Genomic DNA, 19852 nt, shown 5'->3' with positions numbered 1-19852 from the left:
AAGTCCGTTTTTGGAAAAATCCATTATAACATCTAGTATTATAACATAAATAAAAAATTAATAAAATATAAAATTACCAGAACAATACCTTGTTATATAGTTCTTTAGAGAATTTATAGGAGTATTTTAATCTGTAATGAAGGAATAAATTTGCATCTAGAATAATAAAGACAATATATAGGGAAAGTTTGATTATTAATTTTGATGAGGAGATTTATATATGCACGATTTTAACAAAATAGAGATTACCTCAAAGGATATAACTAGAGTAGCTAAAGAGATGATATGTAAAAAAAGAAGATTAGTAATTATGAATGGATATATAAATGAAAATAAAGAGAATGTTATATGCTATAACTTTGATATTGATGGAAAAATAGACACATACACTATAGTTGGAGAAAAAGAGATACCATCAATAACAGAAATATACGAGGCATCAGCTAGATGGTGCGAAGAAGAGATTGAGGAAATGATGGAAGTTAGATTTATAGGGCTAAATAGAAGTGGAAGATTATTTTTGCCAGAAGAATTTAAAGAAGGAGAAGGTCAAATATTAATAATGCCTTTAGAAGAACTTAAAAAATTAAAGGAAAAATAGGAGGTAATAAATGAGTTATATTGTACCACTTGGTCCATATCACCCATCTCTTGAAGAACCAATACACGTAAAGCTTTTTACAGAGGGGGAGATAATAAAAGATTCAGAAGTTTTCATTGGATATAATCATAGGGGAATAGAGAAGTTATGTGAAGAGAAAAATTATATACAAACAATAACTTTAGTAGAGAGAGTTTGTGGAATTTGTTCACACTCTCATACATTAGCATATTGCTTAGCACTAGAAAAAATTCTAGACATTAAAGTTCCCAAAAGGGGAGATTATATAAGAGTTATTATCTGTGAACTTGAAAGACTACATTCACACTTTCTATGGCTTGGACTTGCAGCACATATAATTGCCTTTGATTCATTATTTATGATGTGCTTTAAAACAAGGGAAAAAATAATGGATATATTAGAGGAAGTCTCAGGGAATAGAGTAAATTATGCTATGAATATTATTGGTGGAAGTAGAAGAGATATAGATATCAATAAGATTTTAAATATTAAGACTATGTTAAAAGAAGTTAAAGAAGAACATAAAAAAATAACAGAGATATATAGCGAGGATAAAATTGTAGAGCTTAGAACTAAAGGGGTAGGAATACTTACTAAAGATGATGCAATAGTTTATGGAGCTTGTGGTCCTCACGGTAGGGCATCGGGAATGAAAGATGATGTAAGAGCTTTAGATCCTTATTGCTCCTATGAGGATTTTGATTTTAAAGCAATAACATTAAATGGTGGAGATGTATTCTCTAGAGTTCTTTTAAGAATACTTGAAATTAATGAAAGTATAAGAATAATAGAACAAGCATTAGAAAATTTACCAGACACAGAAATAAATTTAGGAATTAAAATGAGGAAAATTCCTAAGGGTGAGTATCTATCAAGGATTGAGGCTCCAAGAGGTGAAGTGACTTATTATGTAGTATCAAATGGTGGACAAACAAACGGAAGAGTTAATATACATGTACCTACATTTAAAAATGCAGCAACAGTACCTATTATGCTTAGAGAAAATACAATTAGTGAAGCTGGACTTATAGTCGCAAGTATTGATCCATGTTTCTCATGTTTAGATAGGTAGTATATATGCACGAGCTTTCGGTAACTAAAAGCATATTAAATATCTGTGAGAATGAAGAGGCTGTAGGTGATTTTAAGAAGATAAATAAAATAAATTTATGTGTTGGAGAAATAACAGGTCTAGTTCCTGATTGTATAAATTATTATTTTAATATTATAAGCAAAGGTACAATTGCAGAAGATGCTGTAATAAATATAAAAAAGATAAGCCTTAAGATAAATTGCTTAGAGTGCAAGTATGAAGGGGTAATGGATAAGAGAGAGTATCTATGTCCAAACTGTAATGGGAGAAATTTTAAGATATTAAATGGGAAAGAATTTTATTTAGAAAGTATTGAGGTGGATTAAATGGAAATAAAAATAGTAAAGCAAATAATGGATTGGAATGAAGAGTGCCATAGTGAATTAAACAATAAGTTAGATAACAATAAAGTTACCATGATAAATGTTATGGGGTCGCCTGGTGCTGGAAAGACTACATTCATATTAAATCTTATAAGAGAATTTAAAAGAGAAGGCCTAAAAGTTGGAGTGATAGAAGGAGATATTGCAGGAAAAATAGATGCAGAAAAAATAGCAAAGGAAGGTATTGAAGTTGTTCAATTAAATACAGATGGTGCATGCCATATTGAAGCAGAATCAATTAAGAATATACTACCAAATTTCGATTTAAAATCATTAGATTTACTTATAGTAGAAAATATCGGGAATTTAGTTTGTCCAGCTGAATTCAATATAGGAGAACATTTAAAAATAGCTCTATTATCTGTTCCAGAGGGAGATGATAAAGTTGAAAAGTATCCATTGATGTTTGCAAACTCAGATGGATTGATAATAACAAAGAGTGATTTAAAAGATTATTTTGAGTTTAGTTATAGTAAAGTTTTTGATGATGCCATTAAAAGAAATAGAAAGATAAGGACTTTTGCAGTTAACTCTAAAATTGATGGATGCTTAAGTGAGGTAAAGGAATGGATTTTAAGTAAAACAAATAGACCTTAGGAGGAAGTTTATGAGGAAATTAAGAAAAATAATACCTGTTTGGATTATTTTATTTATATTTTGGATTGGGTTTACTCTTCAAGATTTCACCTTGACATCAATAAATATAACAGAAATAGTGGTTGGATTAGTAATATCTTTGCTAGTCAGTGCTTTAACATCTTTATACTTACTAGAGGATATTTCTTTTAAATTAAGGAAAAAAGGAGCGATAATTGGAATAATTAAATTTATACCTATTTATTTACTAGAACTTATTTATGCAAATATAGATGTAGCTAAAAAAGCATTATCTAAAGATATAGATGTGTCTCCAGGAATAATTAAATATAAGAGTGATTTAGAGTCAGATATGGGATTATATATATTATCAAATTCCATTACATTGACACCAGGAACAATAACAATGGATATATATGAGGAAGATTTAAAAAATAGTCTTTATATACATTGTATTGATGTGAAAAATAAACAAGGTGTTATAGATGGTATCAAAAATAAGCTAGAGAACAATATTAGGAGGTTTTTAGATTGATAGATTCCATAATGATTATAATTCAAATATTGTTAGGCTTATTAGCAGTTTTTCTTTTATATAGGGTTTTTAAAGGACCAACAATTATAGACAGGGTAATGTGTGCTGATTGTATAGATATAATACTTGGAGTACTAATGGTAGTATATGGCGCAAAAGAAGGCAGAGCATTATTTGTAGATTTAGGACTTGTATTAACTCTATTGGGGTTTGTAGGAACAGTTTTAATATGCAAATATCTGGAGGGAAAATTATGATTGTAAATTTTATAATTGTTGCATTGATTATTATTGGTATGTTTTTTATTATATCAGGAGTTATTGGGATATTTAGATTTAAAGATGTATTTTGTAGATTACAAGCTTCAACTAATATATCAACATTAGGAGCTATGTCAATTTTAATTGCTTGTTCAATATATGGATTTTCAGACAATGATATTTCTCTTGGTATGAAGTGTATTATAATAACAATATTTTTACTAATTACTAACCCAGTCGCATCTCATGCAATGGCAAGAGCTGCTTATAAAAAAGAAGCTAATTTATGTGATGAAACTATATGTGATGAATATGGTGGAAGGAAGTAGTATTATGAATTGGTTTAATTTGCTGAATTTTATAATTATGATTGGAATAATTATAGTTGGAATAATAGTTTATTTACTAGATGATTTACTTCCATGTATTATTGCAATGGCGGTTCTTGGAGCGTTTATGGCTCTTGAATTCTTAATATTAGGTGCACCTGATGTTGCTATAGCTGAAGGTGCAGTTGGGGCTGTACTGACTCCTTTAATTTTCATTGTAACTCTTAAAAAGGTAAGAGGAGAAGATAAGGAATGAAAAAAATTATAGTTAAGATTTCTATTATTATAATATCTCTTAGCTTTTTATCAGTAGCTATTGAGATGCAAGGAATGGAATCAACATATGACGGAGCTGGAGAAGCTATAGTTGAAAATACAATGGAGAAAACAGGTGCAATAAATACTGTTACTGCAACAGTTTTTGATTTTAGAGGATATGATACTTTAGGTGAATCCTTTGTACTTTTTACTGCAATTTGTGGGACAACAGCAGTTCTTAGGAAAGCTTTAAAAAAAGGAGATGAATCTAATGAAGGGTAAAGAGAAGGATATAATTGTTAAAATATGTGGAAGTATAATAATACCTCTAGCATTGCTGCTTGGTGTATATATAATACTGCATGGACATTTAAGTCCTGGCGGAGGATTTCAAGGAGGTGTAATAATAGCAAGTGCTGTATCTATCTATTATGTAGCATACGGAAAAGAGAAAACATTAAAAATGTTTAATAGTAAAAGGCTTAGTAGGATGGAGGAGTTTGGAGCTTTAACATTTATTTTCATTGCATCTCTTGGCATAATTTATGGATTATCATTCTTTTCAAATATATTAAATAAGGGAAGTGTTGGAAATCTATTTTCATCTGGAACTATATTTTTTATGAACTTTGCAGTTGGATATAAAGTTTTAGCGGGAATATCTATTTTAATACTTGTTGTTATTTCATCATTAAAAGGAGAGGAGGAGACAGATGACTATTAATTATATAGGAGGATTTTTCCTTATAGTGCTTGGATTAGTAATTATTATTTCTAAAAAGAATCTAATAAAAATAGTTATTGGAATGGGGTTATTAGATTATGGAATAAACTTAATACTAATAAGTATTGGGTATAGATTTAATGGAACAGCACCAATATTTTTTAATGGAATGAAAGATAATAGTATATTTGTTGATCCTATACCTCAGGCTCTAACTCTTACATCAATTGTTATAGGAGCATGTGTAACCACGCTATCTCTTGCAATAGTTATGAAAATTAAGAAGTACTATAATTCTATTGATGCAGATGAGGTTAGGAGGCTTAGAGGATGAGTACCAGTTCTAATTTACCGATTATATCTATAATGATTCCATTTATTGCTACATTTATAATTGGACTTATTAAAGAAAAAAATATACAGATAAAAAGAGGTATTTCAATTTTCGCATCTCTTTCATCATTTGTAACTACTTTAATGATGATAAGACCAATTTTCATAGAGAATAAAGTATTAGAATATTGGATGGGAGGATGGGAACCAATAGATGGAACCTCTATTGGAATAGCATTAAGGGTAGATGCCCTCTCTTTATTTGTTGGAATAATAATTACCGGAGCTTGTCTTATATCCTCTATTTATTCTATAAGATATATGGAAGAGGATAATGGGCTATCTAAATATTATATGTTATCTATGTTACTAACCGGAAGTATGATTGGATTTGTATTTACTGGTGACTTATTTAATATGTATGTAATGTTAGAGATTATGACAATAGCTGCCATATCATTAACTGCATTTAGAAACAATAAGGGTAAAGCTCTTGAAGCGAGTTTTAAATATGTGGTTATTGGAGGGCTTGGATCATCTTTTATACTTCTTGGAACTGTTCTTTTATATATGGAGGCTCATACACTAAATATACTAGAGATATCTAATAAATTATCACAAAATGGAGGGCTATATAGCAAAGTAAGTATATTAGCTTTCGTTATGCTTATGGTTGGATATGCTGTTAAAGCATTTATGGTACCTTGTCATACTTGGCCACCAGATGCTCACATGTCCGCACCATCTTCAATTTCAATGTTATTATCAGGAGTTATGAGCAAGACAGGAGTTTATGGAGTAATTAGAATTTTATTTTTGATATATTCTTTTACTACAAACAATGCAATAGCTTATTTGATAATAGTGTGGGGAATTATAACAATGATACTTGGAGTAACTATGGCATTACTTCAAAATGATTTTAAAAGACTTTTGGCATTCCATTCTGTATCTCAAATAGGATATATAATAATTGGAATTGGTGTTGCTTTATTTGCAAGTGATTGGAGAGGAGATTTAGGACTTGCCTCATCATTGTTTCATATGATAAATCATGCAAGTTTTAAATGTTTATTATTTTTGTGTGCTGGTGCAATTCTTTACAGAACTGGCACAACTAATTTAGATAAGGTATCTGGTATAGGAAAAAAGATGCCATTTACTATGGGAGTATTTATAGTAGGAGCCTTAGCTATTAGTGGAATACCTCCATTTAATGGATTTAGTTCTAAATGGCTTATTTATTATTCAACTTATAATATTGGAATGCCAATAGTAACAATATTATGTCTTATTGTTTCAGTTATGACATTAGCTTCATTTATTAAAGTATTCTATACAGTCTTTATGGGTACACCTTCAAAAAATATACTTAAAGTTAAAGAAGTACCTTTTTCAATGAAAGTGCCAATGGGACTTCTTGCAGTAGCTTGTTTATTATTAGGTTTGTTCTCAGATAATATTATTAAAAATTTTATAAGCAAGATTATAGATAGTATAAGAGGTAGAGCTGTATTTTTAGATTATATTTCTCCATATAATCCAAGTTCATTTTTAATCCTATTTTTTATATTAATGTTAGCATTTATAGTACTTCTTAATATTAAAAATACTAGAGTAAGTATAGTACACGAAAATATAGAAAATAGTAAATTTGAACCCTTTGTTGGAGGGGAAGTAGATTACAATTCTAAGTTAGGATCACATGATATATTTTGGGGAATGAAATATGAATTCAAAGAATACTTTAATATAATAAGGGATGCTCATAATGGATGTGTAAATGATTATGCTCTTTGGGTAGTTTTAACATTAAGCTTTATGCTTATATATTCTTTTATGTTTATGTAGAAGAGGTGAGAAAGTGGAATTTTTTAAATTACTATTTCATGCACTTATATTTCCAGGAGGAATATTTGTAATATTTATATCTTTATTAATTTCTGGAATTGATAGAAAATTAGTAGCAAGAATGCAAAGAAGAATTGGACCACCTATATTACAGCCGTTTTATGATATTTTAAAGCTTATTGGAAAAGAAGTAATAATACCTAAATATTCAAATAAAAAGATATTTTTAATTATGCCGGTAGTTGGATTAGTTAGTGTTTGTATTATTCCACTACTTATTCCTATTTTTAATAATATCTATATAAGTTTCAATGGAGACATTATTTTTATAATATATTTAATTACTATTTCAGTAATTGCATTAATAGTATCTGGAATAAATTCATCATCAACCTTTGGAAATATAGGTGCATCAAGAGAAGCAGTACTTCTTTTAAGTTTAGAATTACCTATGGTTATATCTATTATTTCAGTATGTATTTTCTCAGGGCAGGTATTAGAGATAAATAATAATTTTTTAATGAATAGTGTATCTCTTGCGCAGATAAATCAAGGAAGCTTTATGTTTACACTAAAATTACTACCAGCAGCTTTAGCATTTCTTATGATAATTCCAGGAGAATCTGGTGTAGTTCCATTTGATATTGCAGAAGGAGAAACAGAAATATGCGAAGGACCATTAGTAGAGTATTCAGGAAGATATTTAGCTGTTTTTAAATTAACTCAATCTATTAAAGGTTTTATTATGTCAGCTTTATTTGTATCTTTATTTTTAGGTGGAAGTGTTAGTAGTTATAAAATTATTAATATTATTATATTTATAATTTTAGCTTGTATAGTTGCGTTTTTTTCTATAACAGTCGTAAGAACTGTATTTGGTAGATTGAAAATAAATCAAGCATTAAAGTTTTATTGGACAATCCCAACAATTTTATCATTAATTAGTTTGATATTAGTTAGTTATTTTTAGGAGGAAGGTATGGGAATTCTAAAAAGAGGAATGGAAAAATCACCTTGGATATATCATATAAATACTGGATCTTGTAATGGATGTGATATTGAATTAGTTGCTCTTTTAGGACCAAGATATGATATTGAAAGATATGGTGTAAAGCTTGCAGGAACTCCAAGGCATGCAGATATAATTGTAGTAACAGGACCAATTACATCACAATCAAAAGAGAGGATGCTAAGAGTAATATCACAAGTTCCAGAACCTAAAGTCATAATGTCTTTAGGATCATGTCCTATGTCTTGTAATGTATTTAAAGGAAGTTATTCTATTGAAGGACCACTAGATAAATGGGTAAATGTAGATATTTTAGTTGGTGGATGTGCACCAAAGCCTGAAGCTATAATTGAAGGATTAAAGAAAGCTATAGATATATTAATTAAAAAAAGGAGCGTGACTTAAGATGAAAGTTCCTTTTTTAAGAGAAGCATTTAAAAATTTATTTAAATCATCAAGTACAGATAAAGAGTTAAATAAAAATAATCCAGAAGGATATAGAGGGAAAATTGAATTTGATAGTGAAAAGTGTATAGGATGTGGCTTATGCACAAGGGTTTGTGCTCCATGTGCTATAACAAAAACTATGAAGAAAATAGATGAGAGCACGCAAGAGATAACACTAATATTCGATTTAGCTAGCTGTACTTTCTGTGGAATGTGTAGTGATTTTTGTTCTAAAAAGGCAATAACATTAACTAAAGAATCAAATATTATAGCATATAATAAAGAAGAACTTATAGTTAGAGGAAGTTTTACTAAAACTATGCCTAAGAGAGTAGAAAAGAGAAAATAATATAAAAATGACTAATTCGATTTACTTGAATTAGTCTTTTTACATGAAGAGAGATAATTGATATAAATTTTATTTCAAATAAAAGGGAAAATAGTATTTAGCCATATTATTGCCATAAATAAATAGTATAATAAAAATAAAATATTGTAACTAATATTTAAGAGATTAATTTATAAAATGATATATAATATAGTTAAGCAGTATTTTAAAGGGAGAGGGATGTTATGAATAGCCTGTTATATGAAATTACAAATAGGGTAATAGAAAATTATAAATTAGCAAAAAATAAATTAAGATTTGATGGAGAATATATAAATCATTTTGCATCATTAATATTTGGTGAAGATGAAAATATTAATATAGATAGAATAAAAGAAATTAGAAAATATATAAAAGCAAATACAAATAAAATGTCGAGCTTTAGAGGGGACATTTTATATATGATATCTATTTTAATAAGTAAAGAAAATAATTATATTGAATTTTCAAACAGAGTAATAGAAATGAATGAATATTTAAAAGATAACGATTTCAAGGATGGGAATTATTTAGTTTTATCTTCATATGCACTAGCTAAGCATGCAAAGATAGGAGAAGAAGAAGCTATAATTAACGATATGAAGAAGATATATAAATCTTTAAAAAATGAATATGAAGGATTTATAGACGATGAAGATTACCTAGTATTTGCACTTCTTGCAATTAAGAGTAATAAAGATAAATCTAACATAGAAAATACTAGTAAGTACATTCAAAGTATGTTTAATTACTTATCAGACTTAAATTATTATTCAAAAAATGATTTACAAGGTATAGCAAGTAGTATACTTTTAAATAGTAGTGCATCAGCACCTTACGAAATAAAAGAATTTATTAAGGTATTTAATAATAAAGATATGAGAATAGGGGATGAAGTACTACCTCTAATAGGTGTGGTTGCTAGGGATGAGGAGATTTATGAGTATTTAAATAAGGTTAGAGAAGTTACAGAATGTCTTTGTGAAGAAGAAGGAGAATATGCTTTTTATATGGATAAGACATTTAGAACATTAATAGCTATAGTCATAGTTGAAATTTATGAAAAAAACAACAGCTCCTTCTCAAATGAATATCTAGAGGAATTATTATGCTTTGCCATATATTCCTTTCTTGTCAGCAAAAAGCAAGGGCTATTTGAGGAGGTTTTAGCTTAATAAATGGAGTTAATCTAATGGATAAGGTAATTTTACATGTTGATATGGATGCTTTTTTTGCATCTGTTGAACAAAAAGATAATAAAGAACTTAGAGGGAAGCCAGTTATAGTTGGTGGAGTGAGTGAAAGAGGAGTAGTTTCTACTTGTTCTTACGAGGCAAGAAAATATGGTGTACATTCTGCTATGCCAATATTTATAGCAAGACAAAAATGTCCAAATGGGATTTTCGTTAAAGTAAGATACTGGAGATATAAAGAGGTATCAAATAGAGTATTTGAAATATTTAAAGAAGTGACACCATTAGTTGAACCTCTTTCAATTGATGAGGCTTACTTAGATTTATCAGAAGGAAGCATAAAAAATGGAAGAGAAGCTGCGCTATATATAAAAAAAAGAGTATTCAAAGAATTGGGATTAACTTTATCCATAGGTATTTCTTATAATAAATTTTTAGCAAAGCTTGCTTCAGATTGGAATAAGCCAAATGGAGTTATGGAAATAACTAAAGAAATGATTCCAAAGGTTTTATTAAAGCTTCCTATATCAAAAATACATGGTCTTGGATCTAAGTCAGTATCAAAATTAAATAATATGGGCTTTTTTAACATAGAAGATATGTATTCATTGCCTAAAGAGTTTTTGTATGAATACTTAGGAAAGCAAGGAATAGAAGTATATGAAAGAATAAGAGGTATAGATAAAAGGGAAGTTAAAGTAATAAGAGATAGAAAATCTATGGGAAAAGAAAGAACTCTTAAAAGAGATACAAAAGATAAAGATGAGCTATTAAAATATTTAAAAGAATTCTCGAAAAATATAGCACATCTCCTAAAAGAAAAAGATAAATCAATAAAAACTATAACAATAAAATATAAAACTAGTTCCTTTGAAAATCATACTAGAAGTAGAACGTTAAATGATTATATAAATAAGGAAGAAGATATACTAAGAATAGCTAATGAAATTCTAAGTGAAGAAGAATTCCTAGAAGATATAAGGCTTATAGGCCTTAGTGTATCTTCATTTAAAGAGAGTTTAGAAGAGCAAATTTCATTGTTTTAGTATGTCGTAAAATAGATAATTTTAGATAAAAATATTTGACAAAGCTGAAGAAAAAGTTCTATAATCACCTTAAAGAATAATTATGTAAAGGAGTGCAAATGATGAACAAAAATGAATTAGCAAGAATGATAGATCACACTATTTTAAAACCAGAAGCAACAAGTGAAGGGGTTAAAAAATTATGTGAAGAAGCATTAGAATATACATTTGCGTCAGTATGTGTAAATCCTACAAGAGTTAAGGAAGCATATGAAATATTAAAAGATAGTGAAGTTAAAGTTTGTACTGTTATAGGATTCCCTTTAGGAGCTACAACAACGAATGTAAAAGTATTTGAAACTAAAGATGCTATAGAAAATGGTGCAACTGAAGTAGATATGGTTATAAATATCGGAAGACTTAAAGATAAAGATTACGATTTTGTAAAAGAAGATATAAAGGCAGTTGTAGAAGCTGCAAAAGGAAAGGCTTTAACAAAGGTTATAATTGAAACTTGTCTATTAACAGATGAGGAAAAGGTAATAGCTTGTAAACTTGCAAAAGAAGCAGGAACAGATTTTGTAAAAACTTCAACTGGATTCTCAACAGGTGGAGCTACAAAGGAAGATATTAAGCTTATGAGAGAAACTGTAGGACCAGACCTTGGAGTTAAAGCTTCAGGTGGAGTTAGATCATTAGAAGATGCTGAAAGCATGATAGAAAATGGAGCTACAAGAATAGGAGCTTCAGCTTCAATTGAAATATGTGAAGGTAAAGTGTCAAATAGTAATTACTAATTGAAAATACTTTAAAATACCTAAGGAGATTAATCTCCTTAGGTATTTTTTTGCTTTAAATAGTTACTTATTAGAAATAATTAAACTTATTTGTATTAAATGAAAAAAACTATATCTAAAATCCAATAAATAGAATATTAATATAATATACAACTATAAAGGTAAGGAGGAATTAGCTAAGTTTACTTTTGAAAAGGTAAATTTGGAAAAAGCATTATATGAAGAAAGAATTAACTCAAAGTGAAATAATTTATGATGTGGAATATATTAGCGAAGACGAGGAAATAAACTTTAAAGAAATTCCAGAGATAAGCACTCCTTATAAGGAAATAAAGAGAGCCATTAATATAAAGAGGGCTGGGTATAACTTATATATGATAGACTCATTTTCAAATGACAAAATAGATGGGTTAGTTAATTTCATAGATAATGAATATAAATCCTTAGAACCTCCTTCAGATATATGCTATGCAACTCTGAAAGATAGAAAGAAACCTTTTCCTATATTTATTTCTAATGGAAGAGGAAAAGAGCTTAAAAAGGAAATCAAAGAATTAAAAGAAGAATATACAATAAGCTTTTTAGAATTTTTTAATACATCTTCAGACGAGGAAAAAGACGATATAGTAGAAAATATTCATCTTAAAAGGAATAAATATATAGGTGAACTTGTAGAGGTTGCAAAAGTAGATGGATTTGATGTAAAAGCAACCTCAGGGGGATTTGCTTTTATTCCTTTAAGTGAAGGTGAAGTAATGACAGAGAAGGAATATGATGAGCTAGATATAGAAGATAGAGAAGAAATACTTCAAAAAGCAACTAAACTAAAACAAAGAGCAGAGGTTATACTAGATGATCTTAAAGAATTAGAGGTTGGATCCATTGAAAGACTGAAGGTTATTTTTAAGAATTTTATTGATGAAAGAATGGAAAATATAAGAGATGATCTATTACTAGAATTTATAAGAGACGATGATGTATATAATTATCTTGAAAATTTATATAAAAGCATAGAAGAAGAATTAATTGAAAATTATAGTATAGATTTAGAGGATGAAGATACTAAAGTTGAAGAAATATTAGGAAAATATAATATAGAAGTATTAGTGGATAATTCAAATAATGATCATCCAAGAGTTATTTATGAGGATGATCCAAATGTTGTAAATCTTTTGGGCAATATTGAATATGAAAGTCAAAATGGTAATTATGTAACTGATCTTTCATTTATAACTCCAGGCTCTCTTTTAGAAGCAAATGAAGGATGTGTAATTATTAGATTAAATAACCTTATACAAAATCCAAATAGTTATTATTATTTAAAGAAGACACTTATGTCAGAAAAGCTTAATCTTGATAGCAATAGAAATTATCTAGAGCTTTTATCTATAAATGGACTTAAGCCTGAACCTGTACCAATAAATGTTAAGGTGATAATAATTGGAGATTATGAAAGTTACAATATTCTTTGTAGCAATGATGATGACTTTAAAAATTTATTTCCTTTAAAGTGTGACATTAAAAGTGAAATTAAAAATCCTAAGAATATAATGAATGGATTAAAAAAATTCATTGTCCAAAGGGCAGAAAAAAATAAATTATTGAAAATAGAAGAGGACGGGATTAATTCTATAATAAGATTCTTAGTTAGAGAAGCTTCTAGTAGAGAAAGAATTAATGTAGATGAAAGTAAAATTGATAATATATTAGTTAAAGCTGATAATCTTGCAAAGGAAAATAATGAGGATATAATAGGTAAAAAATATATTGAGAATATAATATATGAGAAGGATAGTATTCTGGATGACTATATGGATATGTATAAAGAAAAGAAAATATTTGTAAAGACTGAAGGAAAAGTAGTTGGGAATATTAATGGACTTGCAGTACTAGATACAGGAATATATAGATTTGGAAAACCACTTAGAATAACTTGCTTGGCATTAAAGGGTGATGGTAGTGTAATAGATATTCATAAAGAATCAAAATTAAGTGGTAAGATACACGAGAAATCTATACAAACATTAACTGGATTATTGTATAGTATATTATCTCCTTATGAAAAACTTCCTATAAATCTTCATTTAAGTTTTGAACAAAGTTATGGAATGATTGATGGAGATAGTGCATCTGTTGCTGAAATGATAGCAATGTTATCATCTATAAGTAAGAGAGGTGTTAAGCAAAATATTGCTGTAACAGGGTCTTTAAATCAATTTGGAGAAGTTCAAGCTATTGGAGGAGTAAATGAAAAAATAGAAGGTTTCTTTAACGTGTGCAAGGAAATAGGAGGATATAAGGGCAAAGGAGTATTGATTCCATCTACTAATAAAGATGAATTAATATTATGCCCAGAAGTGGAAGCTGCTATACGAGAAGGTGACTTCCATATATATGAGATGGATGTTTTAGATGATGCCATTGAAACTCTAATATTAGAAGATAATGAAAAGTTAGAAGACTTTTATAAATCAATAAATGAAGAAATAAAGAAATATAAAGAATAAGGATAAGACTACTACATTTAAGATTTTAAAATTTATTATGTAGTAGTCTATTTATTTATGACTAATTTAATAACAAAAATTTCCATAAAAAATGCTAATATAATTGACTTTGTACATAAATATATGTTAAAATATGGAAGAAATAAAGTGAAAAATATAAATTAGGAGGTGAATTACTCTAAAGCAAACTTTAGGGTAACTTGTATGTATCTTAAATTTGAAAAAAGTGATGAGACTTTAATTGTTCATCTATTAGGAGAGTTAGATCATCATAGTGCAGAAGAAGTTAGAGTTAAGATTGATGATAGAATAGAAAGAGATAACATAAGAAGAGTTATATTAGATTTTAGTGGCGTAACATTTATGGATAGTTCAGGAATTGGAGTGGTTGTAGGACGATATAAAAAGGTATTATCAAATGGTGGAAATATTTGTGTAGCAGATGTTAATAAAAGTGTAAATAGAGTTTTTGAATTATCAGGATTATTTAAAATTATAAAAAAATTTAATACTGTAGATGAGGCAGTAAGGTGCATTTAATGGAGGGGTTTTCATGTATGATAATAAAATAAGTATTGAATTCTTAAGCAAATCTCAAAATGAGGCTTTTGCAAGAGTAGCAGTGGCAGCCTTTGTTTCACAGTTAGATCCTACAATAGAAGAATTGACAGATGTAAAAACTGCAGTATCTGAGGGTGTAACAAATTCTATTATTCATGGATATGAGAATAGAGAAGATGGAAAGGTTAGAATTGATGCATCTATAAAGGGAGATGAAGTTGAGATAGTTATATCTGACTTTGGTAGAGGAATTGAAGATATAGAAAAAGCAAAAGAGCCATTATATACATCAAGACCTGACCTTGAAAGATCAGGAATGGGCTTTACTGTTATGGAAAGTTTTATGGATAGCTTAGAAGTGTATAGTGAAAAGGGAAAAGGGACAAAGGTGGTTATAAAGAAAAAATTTGATACTGAATTAGGTTAGGGGAATAATATGAATATTGAGAATTATAAAAGAGAGGAATTTAATTATGATGATAATTCTGAGCTTTTACCTTTAGCTAAAAGTGGTAATCAAAAAGCCTTAGATAGATTGATAGAAATGAATCTTCCATTAGTATCTTCTATTAGTAAAAAGTTTTTAAATAGGGGATATGAATATGAAGATATATATCAAATAGGCTCAATTGGGCTAGTTAAAGCTATAAAGAATTTTGATGATTCATTTAATGTTAAGTTTTCAACATATGCAGTTCCGATGATAATTGGAGAAATCAAAAGATTTTTAAGAGATGATGGAATGATTAAGGTAAGCCGTAATGTTAAAACTTTAGCTAGAAAAATTCATTACTGCAAAGAAGAGCTTACCAAAACCCTTAATAGGGACCCTACAATCGATGAGTTAGCCGAATACTCTGGAATAGATAAGGAAGAGATTGTTATAGCTATTGAAGCTTCATCTAGTATGCAGTATTTATATGATACAATTCATCAAGATGACGGTGCTCCTGTGCTCTTAATAGATAAACTTAGTCAAAAGGGAGAAGATGATACTTCTATGATTGACAGAATAGCCTTAAAAGAAGCTATAGGAACACTAGATGTTAAGTCTAGACAAATTATAATGCTTAGGTATTTTAAGGATAAGACACAAGTTCAAGTAGCTAAAATGCTTGGAATAAGCCAAGTTCAAGTTTCTAGAATAGAAAAAAAGGTACTATTAAAAATGAAAGAAAAATTAAAAGAATAAAGAAAAGAAGGATTTAAAATCCTTCTTTTTTTATTTTCATAAATTGAGTATATTTTCCAGTGTTAGATTTAAATTTTTACAAATACTAATTATATCAATTTAGAAAGGGGTTGTAATTTTGAGTAAGAAAAAAATGAAAACTAAAGAAGAGTCTGTAAAACAAAGGTTCCAAACTCTTTCCAAAGAAAGTGAGCCTAAACCACAACTTACAAGAAATTGCATTAGAGCATTTTTTGTTGGTGGAATAATTTGTGATATAGGACAATTAATATCAAATATATTTTTGCAACTTGGATTCCCAAAGGAAGAAGTTGCAAGCATTTCAGCAATAATAATGGTATTTTTAGGGGCATTACTAACAGGAGTAGGAATATATGATAAGATTGCAAGTTATGGTGGTGCAGGTACAGTAGTACCTATAACAGGGTTTGCAAATGCAGTAGTTGCACCAGCTATAGAATTTAAAAAGGAAGGCTTTGTTTTAGGAGTTGCTGCAAAAATATTTACAATAGCTGGTCCCGTTTTAGTCTATGGTATTGGAACTTCCGTAATTGTGGGATTAATATATTACATAAAAGATTTGTTTTTTTAAAGTAAGGAGTTGGATTTAGAATGGATAAAAAGATTAAGAAAGTTGGAGGTCAAACAGTAAAGCTAGAACATCCTCCAAGAATAATATCCGCTTTTTCAATAGTAGGTCCAAAGGAAGGAGAGGGTCCTTTAAAAGAGTATTTTGATGAAGTTTTAAGCGATGAAACTTGCGGAAAAGAAACATATGAAAAAGCAGAGAGTGAAATGATGTATACAGCTATAACACAGTCTATAAAAAGAGCTAGTTTAAAAGAAACTGATATAGATTATATGTTTGCAGGAGACTTATTAAATCAAATAATATCTTCAGGTTTTGCAGCAAGAGATCTTAATATACCGTTCTTTGGACTTTATGGTGCTTGTTCTACTATGGCTGAATCTTTAGGTCTTGCAGCTTTAATTATGGATGGCGGATTTGCAAATAATGTTGTTGCATCGACTTCATCACACTTTTGTGCGGCTGAGAGACAATTTAGATTTCCATTAGAGTATGGATCTCAAAGAAGTAAAACAGCTCAATGGACAGTTACAGGTTCAGGAGCAATGATACTTGGAAAAGAAGGGAATCAATTTCCGAAGATTACATATGTTACAACAGGAGTTGTTAAAGATTATGGAATAATGGATGCAAATAATATGGGAGCTGCAATGGCTCCAGCTGCGGTAGATACCTTATATAAGCATTTTAAAGATACAGGCAGGACTCCTAAAAGTTATGACGTAATAACAACTGGAGATTTGGGGAAAGTAGGTAAAACTATTTCGGATAAATTAATATTAGAATATGGTTATGATATAAGAGAAAATCATGTGGATTGCGGTGACATTATATTTGATAATGAAGCTCAAGGAACTGACTCAGGTGGAAGTGGATGTGGATGCTCTGCTGTTGTAACTGCTGGATATATATATAAGAAGATGATGAGAAGAGAAATAAAAAGTGCTTTAGTAATTTCTACAGGAGCTCTTATGAGTACTACGTCATCCCTTCAAGGTGAAAGTATTCCAGGAATAGCTCATGCAGTAGCTATTGAAATGGATTAAAGAAAGGAGAATATAGTCGTATGGATTATGTAAAAGCATTTATTGTAGGTGGTCTTATATGTGTTATAGCTCAAATACTTATGGATAAAACAAAACTTACACCAGCTAGAATATTAGTTTTATTTGTTACATTAGGTGCTATACTTGGAGCATTTGGAATATATGATAAACTTGTTGAATTTGCTGGAGCTGGAGCTACAATACCACTACCGGGCTTTGGTAATTCCCTTGCGGTTTCAGTAATAAAAGAGGTAAAGGAAGTTGGATTAATTGGAATATTTACTGGAGGAGTAAAGGGTGCAGCAGCTGGAATTACAGCATCTATTTTCTTTGGATACTTAATGGCAATTATATTTAATCCAAAGAGTAAATAAAAGTATAAGAAATGTTTATCTGTCAATAATCATCTATGAGGTGGTAAGGTTATGAAGATATTTGAAATAGGCAAAGTGAAGTTACCTATTTTATATATAGCTATAACACTACTTATTAGTAGTTTATATTATAGATATTTTGATAGAGATTTAGGGCTAGCTATTACTTTAGTTAGCCTTTTATTTTTATGGGTATTTTTAAAAGAAGGGAAAGAATTTTTAGTTTTTATATTATTTGTATTTATTATTGGAGTTTTAATAAATAACAATTTTTATAATTTGAATATTAATGAATATGAGACGATAAGAGTTGAAAGAAATTATTCCTATGGGGGAATAGGTAAAGTAGATGGAAGAAAGATTATTCTAAAAGGTGACCTAAAAGGATGTAAAGAGGGAGATTTAATATTAGCTAGAGGAAGCTTTAAAAGAGATATAGATAAAGAAAAAGGTATAATTGGAGAATTTAAAATTAAAGAGTTTAAGATTTATAATAAAAGTATATTTACTAAATTAGCTAAACTTAAAGAGAAGTTTAAAGAGAAATTAACAGATAATATTGGTATACGAAAAGCTTCACTAGTTACATCTATAGTATTTGGACGAGATAGTACATTAGATAAAGAAGATGAAGAATATATGAATAGATTTGGTGTTATACATGCACTGAGTGTATCTGGACTTCATATAGGTATTATATTTCTAATATTTAAGAAGCTTATAAATGAGAAGGCATCTCTTGTAATGACATTTATTTATGTAATTATGACGGGAATAGCTTTTTCAAGTCTTAGAGCATTTATAATGCTTTTATTCTCAAACTTAGGATTCATATTAAAGAGAAAATATAACCCAATAGGGGGTATAGCTATAAGTGCTATAATAATATTTATTATGGCACCATACTGTATTTTTAATATAGGATTTTTATTATCTTTTAGCGCAACTATAGGAATATTACTATATAGTAAAAAAATAAGAAGAAAGCTATATAAAATACCAGAATTTCTAGGTGATACAATAAGTATATCACTTGCAGCGCAGATATTTACTCTTCCATTACTTATAATATTTTTTAATGAGTTTTCTATTGGATTTATAGTGGGAAATATTATTTTGATTCCAATTATAAATTTAATACTTATAATAGGAGTCATATGTATTGGTATGATAGGGATTCAAGAGATATTTGATTTTTTAAGTTTTATATTAAATATAATAATAAATATTTTAGATGATACAACAGACATATTTATAAACTTTGTTCCGGAGACTTTAAATATAACTGTGGAGTATGCTTATTTTTATATAAGTTTATTAATTACATATTACCTATATAAAAGAGGAGTTAAGAAAATTATAGTATTACCTATTGCTTATATGGTTTTTATTTCCATTAATTTATATAGTTTAAATCCCAAAATAACCTATAGAAAAGAGGGGGGATTAGTAATATCTTATAAGGGGGACAGGATAATAGTTTCTGATAAAAAAGCTAATATGGATGATTTGAAAAGTAAAACGGCATCTTCAAAAGGTTATAAGGATTTTAAGAAAATAAATATATCGGATAGTTATTACTTAGAAAAAGAAGGAAAAGATTATATTCTAAGTGTAAGTGGAAGTAGTTATTATTTAAATGTATCTGGTGGGAATAAAAAGGAAGTGAAATATGATATAATAAATTTCAAAGAGAATGAAGCTAGTGAGATTATTATATTAGGTGATGATATATTAGTAAAGTAAATTGAATTTGAAAG

Annotated in this window: 26 protein-coding genes; all 26 read left to right on the top strand. The window is 28.6% G+C overall.

Translation table 11 applies throughout. The features are described 5' to 3' along the window. Positions 1–220: 220 nt before the first annotated feature. Complete coding sequence (locus ACQPUW_RS08625; RefSeq protein ID WP_430837036.1) at positions 221–601, top strand: NADH-quinone oxidoreductase subunit C; 381 nt, start codon at positions 221–223, stop codon at positions 599–601. 10 nt (positions 602–611) lie between these two features. Beyond that, entirely contained in the window at positions 612–1694 is a 1083-nt protein-coding gene (locus ACQPUW_RS08620; RefSeq protein ID WP_430837035.1) for a nickel-dependent hydrogenase large subunit, read from the top strand. 5 nt (positions 1695–1699) lie between these two features. Then, entirely contained in the window at positions 1700–2041 is a 342-nt protein-coding gene (gene hypA / locus ACQPUW_RS08615; RefSeq protein ID WP_430837034.1) for a hydrogenase maturation nickel metallochaperone HypA, read from the top strand. After that, on the top strand, positions 2042–2695 hold the full coding sequence (hypB, locus tag ACQPUW_RS08610; RefSeq protein ID WP_430837033.1) for a hydrogenase nickel incorporation protein HypB: 654 nt from the start codon (positions 2042–2044) through the stop codon (positions 2693–2695). A gap of 10 nt (positions 2696–2705) precedes the next feature. Further along, positions 2706–3230 (top strand): Na+/H+ antiporter subunit E, encoded by a 525-nt coding sequence (locus tag ACQPUW_RS08605; RefSeq protein ID WP_430837032.1) that lies wholly within the window; start codon positions 2706–2708, stop codon positions 3228–3230. Then, complete coding sequence (locus ACQPUW_RS08600) at positions 3227–3487, top strand: monovalent cation/H+ antiporter complex subunit F (RefSeq protein ID WP_430837031.1); 261 nt, start codon at positions 3227–3229, stop codon at positions 3485–3487. Before ACQPUW_RS08605 ends, ACQPUW_RS08600 begins: the two co-directional genes overlap by 4 nt. Then, complete coding sequence (mnhG, locus tag ACQPUW_RS08595) at positions 3484–3819, top strand: monovalent cation/H(+) antiporter subunit G (RefSeq protein WP_430837030.1); 336 nt, start codon at positions 3484–3486, stop codon at positions 3817–3819. The genes ACQPUW_RS08600 and mnhG overlap by 4 nt, the downstream gene beginning before the upstream one ends. Before the next feature lie 4 nt (positions 3820–3823). Next, positions 3824–4075 carry a Na(+)/H(+) antiporter subunit B gene (locus tag ACQPUW_RS08590; protein WP_430837029.1) on the top strand — a complete coding sequence of 84 codons (252 nt, stop codon included), beginning with the start codon at positions 3824–3826 and terminating at the stop codon, positions 4073–4075. Continuing rightward, the gene (mbhE, locus tag ACQPUW_RS08585) at positions 4072–4359 is read left to right on the top strand and encodes a hydrogen gas-evolving membrane-bound hydrogenase subunit E (protein ID WP_430837028.1); all 288 of its coding nucleotides are present in this window, start codon (positions 4072–4074) and stop codon (positions 4357–4359) included. Before ACQPUW_RS08590 ends, mbhE begins: the two co-directional genes overlap by 4 nt. Beyond that, positions 4349–4801 (top strand): MnhB domain-containing protein, encoded by a 453-nt coding sequence (locus tag ACQPUW_RS08580; RefSeq protein ID WP_430837027.1) that lies wholly within the window; start codon positions 4349–4351, stop codon positions 4799–4801. Before mbhE ends, ACQPUW_RS08580 begins: the two co-directional genes overlap by 11 nt. After that, positions 4791–5135, top strand: a complete 345-nt coding sequence (locus ACQPUW_RS08575; protein ID WP_430837026.1) for a sodium:proton antiporter — start codon at positions 4791–4793, stop codon at positions 5133–5135. Before ACQPUW_RS08580 ends, ACQPUW_RS08575 begins: the two co-directional genes overlap by 11 nt. Then, positions 5132–6985, top strand: a complete 1854-nt coding sequence (locus ACQPUW_RS08570) for a proton-conducting transporter membrane subunit (protein WP_430837025.1) — start codon at positions 5132–5134, stop codon at positions 6983–6985. Before ACQPUW_RS08575 ends, ACQPUW_RS08570 begins: the two co-directional genes overlap by 4 nt. Positions 6986–6998: 13 nt before the next feature. Continuing rightward, entirely contained in the window at positions 6999–7955 is a 957-nt protein-coding gene (locus ACQPUW_RS08565) for a respiratory chain complex I subunit 1 family protein (RefSeq protein ID WP_430837024.1), read from the top strand. 9 nt (positions 7956–7964) lie between these two features. After that, complete coding sequence (locus ACQPUW_RS08560) at positions 7965–8399, top strand: NADH-quinone oxidoreductase subunit B family protein (protein ID WP_430837023.1); 435 nt, start codon at positions 7965–7967, stop codon at positions 8397–8399. 1 nt (position 8400) lies between these two features. Continuing rightward, on the top strand, positions 8401–8790 hold the full coding sequence (locus ACQPUW_RS08555) for a 4Fe-4S dicluster domain-containing protein (RefSeq protein WP_430837022.1): 390 nt from the start codon (positions 8401–8403) through the stop codon (positions 8788–8790). Positions 8791–9014: 224 nt separating this feature from the next. Next, positions 9015–9983, top strand: a complete 969-nt coding sequence (locus ACQPUW_RS08550) for a DUF4003 family protein (RefSeq protein ID WP_430837021.1) — start codon at positions 9015–9017, stop codon at positions 9981–9983. Between the two features lie 17 nt (positions 9984–10000). Further along, positions 10001–11047, top strand: a complete 1047-nt coding sequence (locus ACQPUW_RS08545) for a DNA polymerase IV (protein WP_430837020.1) — start codon at positions 10001–10003, stop codon at positions 11045–11047. Positions 11048–11148: 101 nt separating this feature from the next. After that, the gene (gene deoC, locus ACQPUW_RS08540) at positions 11149–11823 is read left to right on the top strand and encodes a deoxyribose-phosphate aldolase (RefSeq protein WP_430837299.1); all 675 of its coding nucleotides are present in this window, start codon (positions 11149–11151) and stop codon (positions 11821–11823) included. A 218-nt stretch (positions 11824–12041) separates the two neighbouring features. After that, complete coding sequence (locus ACQPUW_RS08535; protein WP_430837019.1) at positions 12042–14330, top strand: AAA family ATPase; 2289 nt, start codon at positions 12042–12044, stop codon at positions 14328–14330. A 204-nt stretch (positions 14331–14534) separates the two neighbouring features. Continuing rightward, positions 14535–14870 carry an anti-sigma F factor antagonist gene (gene spoIIAA / locus ACQPUW_RS08530; RefSeq protein WP_430837018.1) on the top strand — a complete coding sequence of 112 codons (336 nt, stop codon included), beginning with the start codon at positions 14535–14537 and terminating at the stop codon, positions 14868–14870. A gap of 13 nt (positions 14871–14883) precedes the next feature. Then, positions 14884–15318: an anti-sigma F factor gene (spoIIAB, locus tag ACQPUW_RS08525; protein ID WP_430837017.1), complete on the top strand. Its 435-nt coding sequence runs from the start codon at positions 14884–14886 to the stop codon at positions 15316–15318. A 9-nt stretch (positions 15319–15327) separates the two neighbouring features. Next, on the top strand, positions 15328–16083 hold the full coding sequence (sigF, locus tag ACQPUW_RS08520) for an RNA polymerase sporulation sigma factor SigF (RefSeq protein WP_204593744.1): 756 nt from the start codon (positions 15328–15330) through the stop codon (positions 16081–16083). A 133-nt stretch (positions 16084–16216) separates the two neighbouring features. Beyond that, a complete protein-coding gene (gene spoVAC / locus ACQPUW_RS08515; protein ID WP_430837298.1) occupies positions 16217–16675 on the top strand; it encodes a stage V sporulation protein AC in 459 nt (152 codons plus the stop codon). A 20-nt stretch (positions 16676–16695) separates the two neighbouring features. Next, positions 16696–17718, top strand: coding sequence for a stage V sporulation protein AD (gene spoVAD, locus ACQPUW_RS08510; RefSeq protein WP_430837016.1), 1023 nt, complete (start codon positions 16696–16698; stop codon positions 17716–17718). A 20-nt stretch (positions 17719–17738) separates the two neighbouring features. Beyond that, positions 17739–18092 carry a stage V sporulation protein AE gene (spoVAE, locus tag ACQPUW_RS08505; protein WP_430837015.1) on the top strand — a complete coding sequence of 118 codons (354 nt, stop codon included), beginning with the start codon at positions 17739–17741 and terminating at the stop codon, positions 18090–18092. 51 nt (positions 18093–18143) lie between these two features. Beyond that, a complete protein-coding gene (locus ACQPUW_RS08500; RefSeq protein ID WP_430837014.1) occupies positions 18144–19838 on the top strand; it encodes a ComEC/Rec2 family competence protein in 1695 nt (564 codons plus the stop codon). The last annotated feature ends 14 nt before the right edge of the window (positions 19839–19852 follow it).

This window comes from Clostridium sardiniense (assembly GCF_050584765.1).
GTDB classification, from domain to species: Bacteria; Bacillota; Clostridia; order Clostridiales; family Clostridiaceae; genus Clostridium; species Clostridium sardiniense_A.
This window is presented reverse-complemented; position numbering and strand designations above follow the sequence as displayed.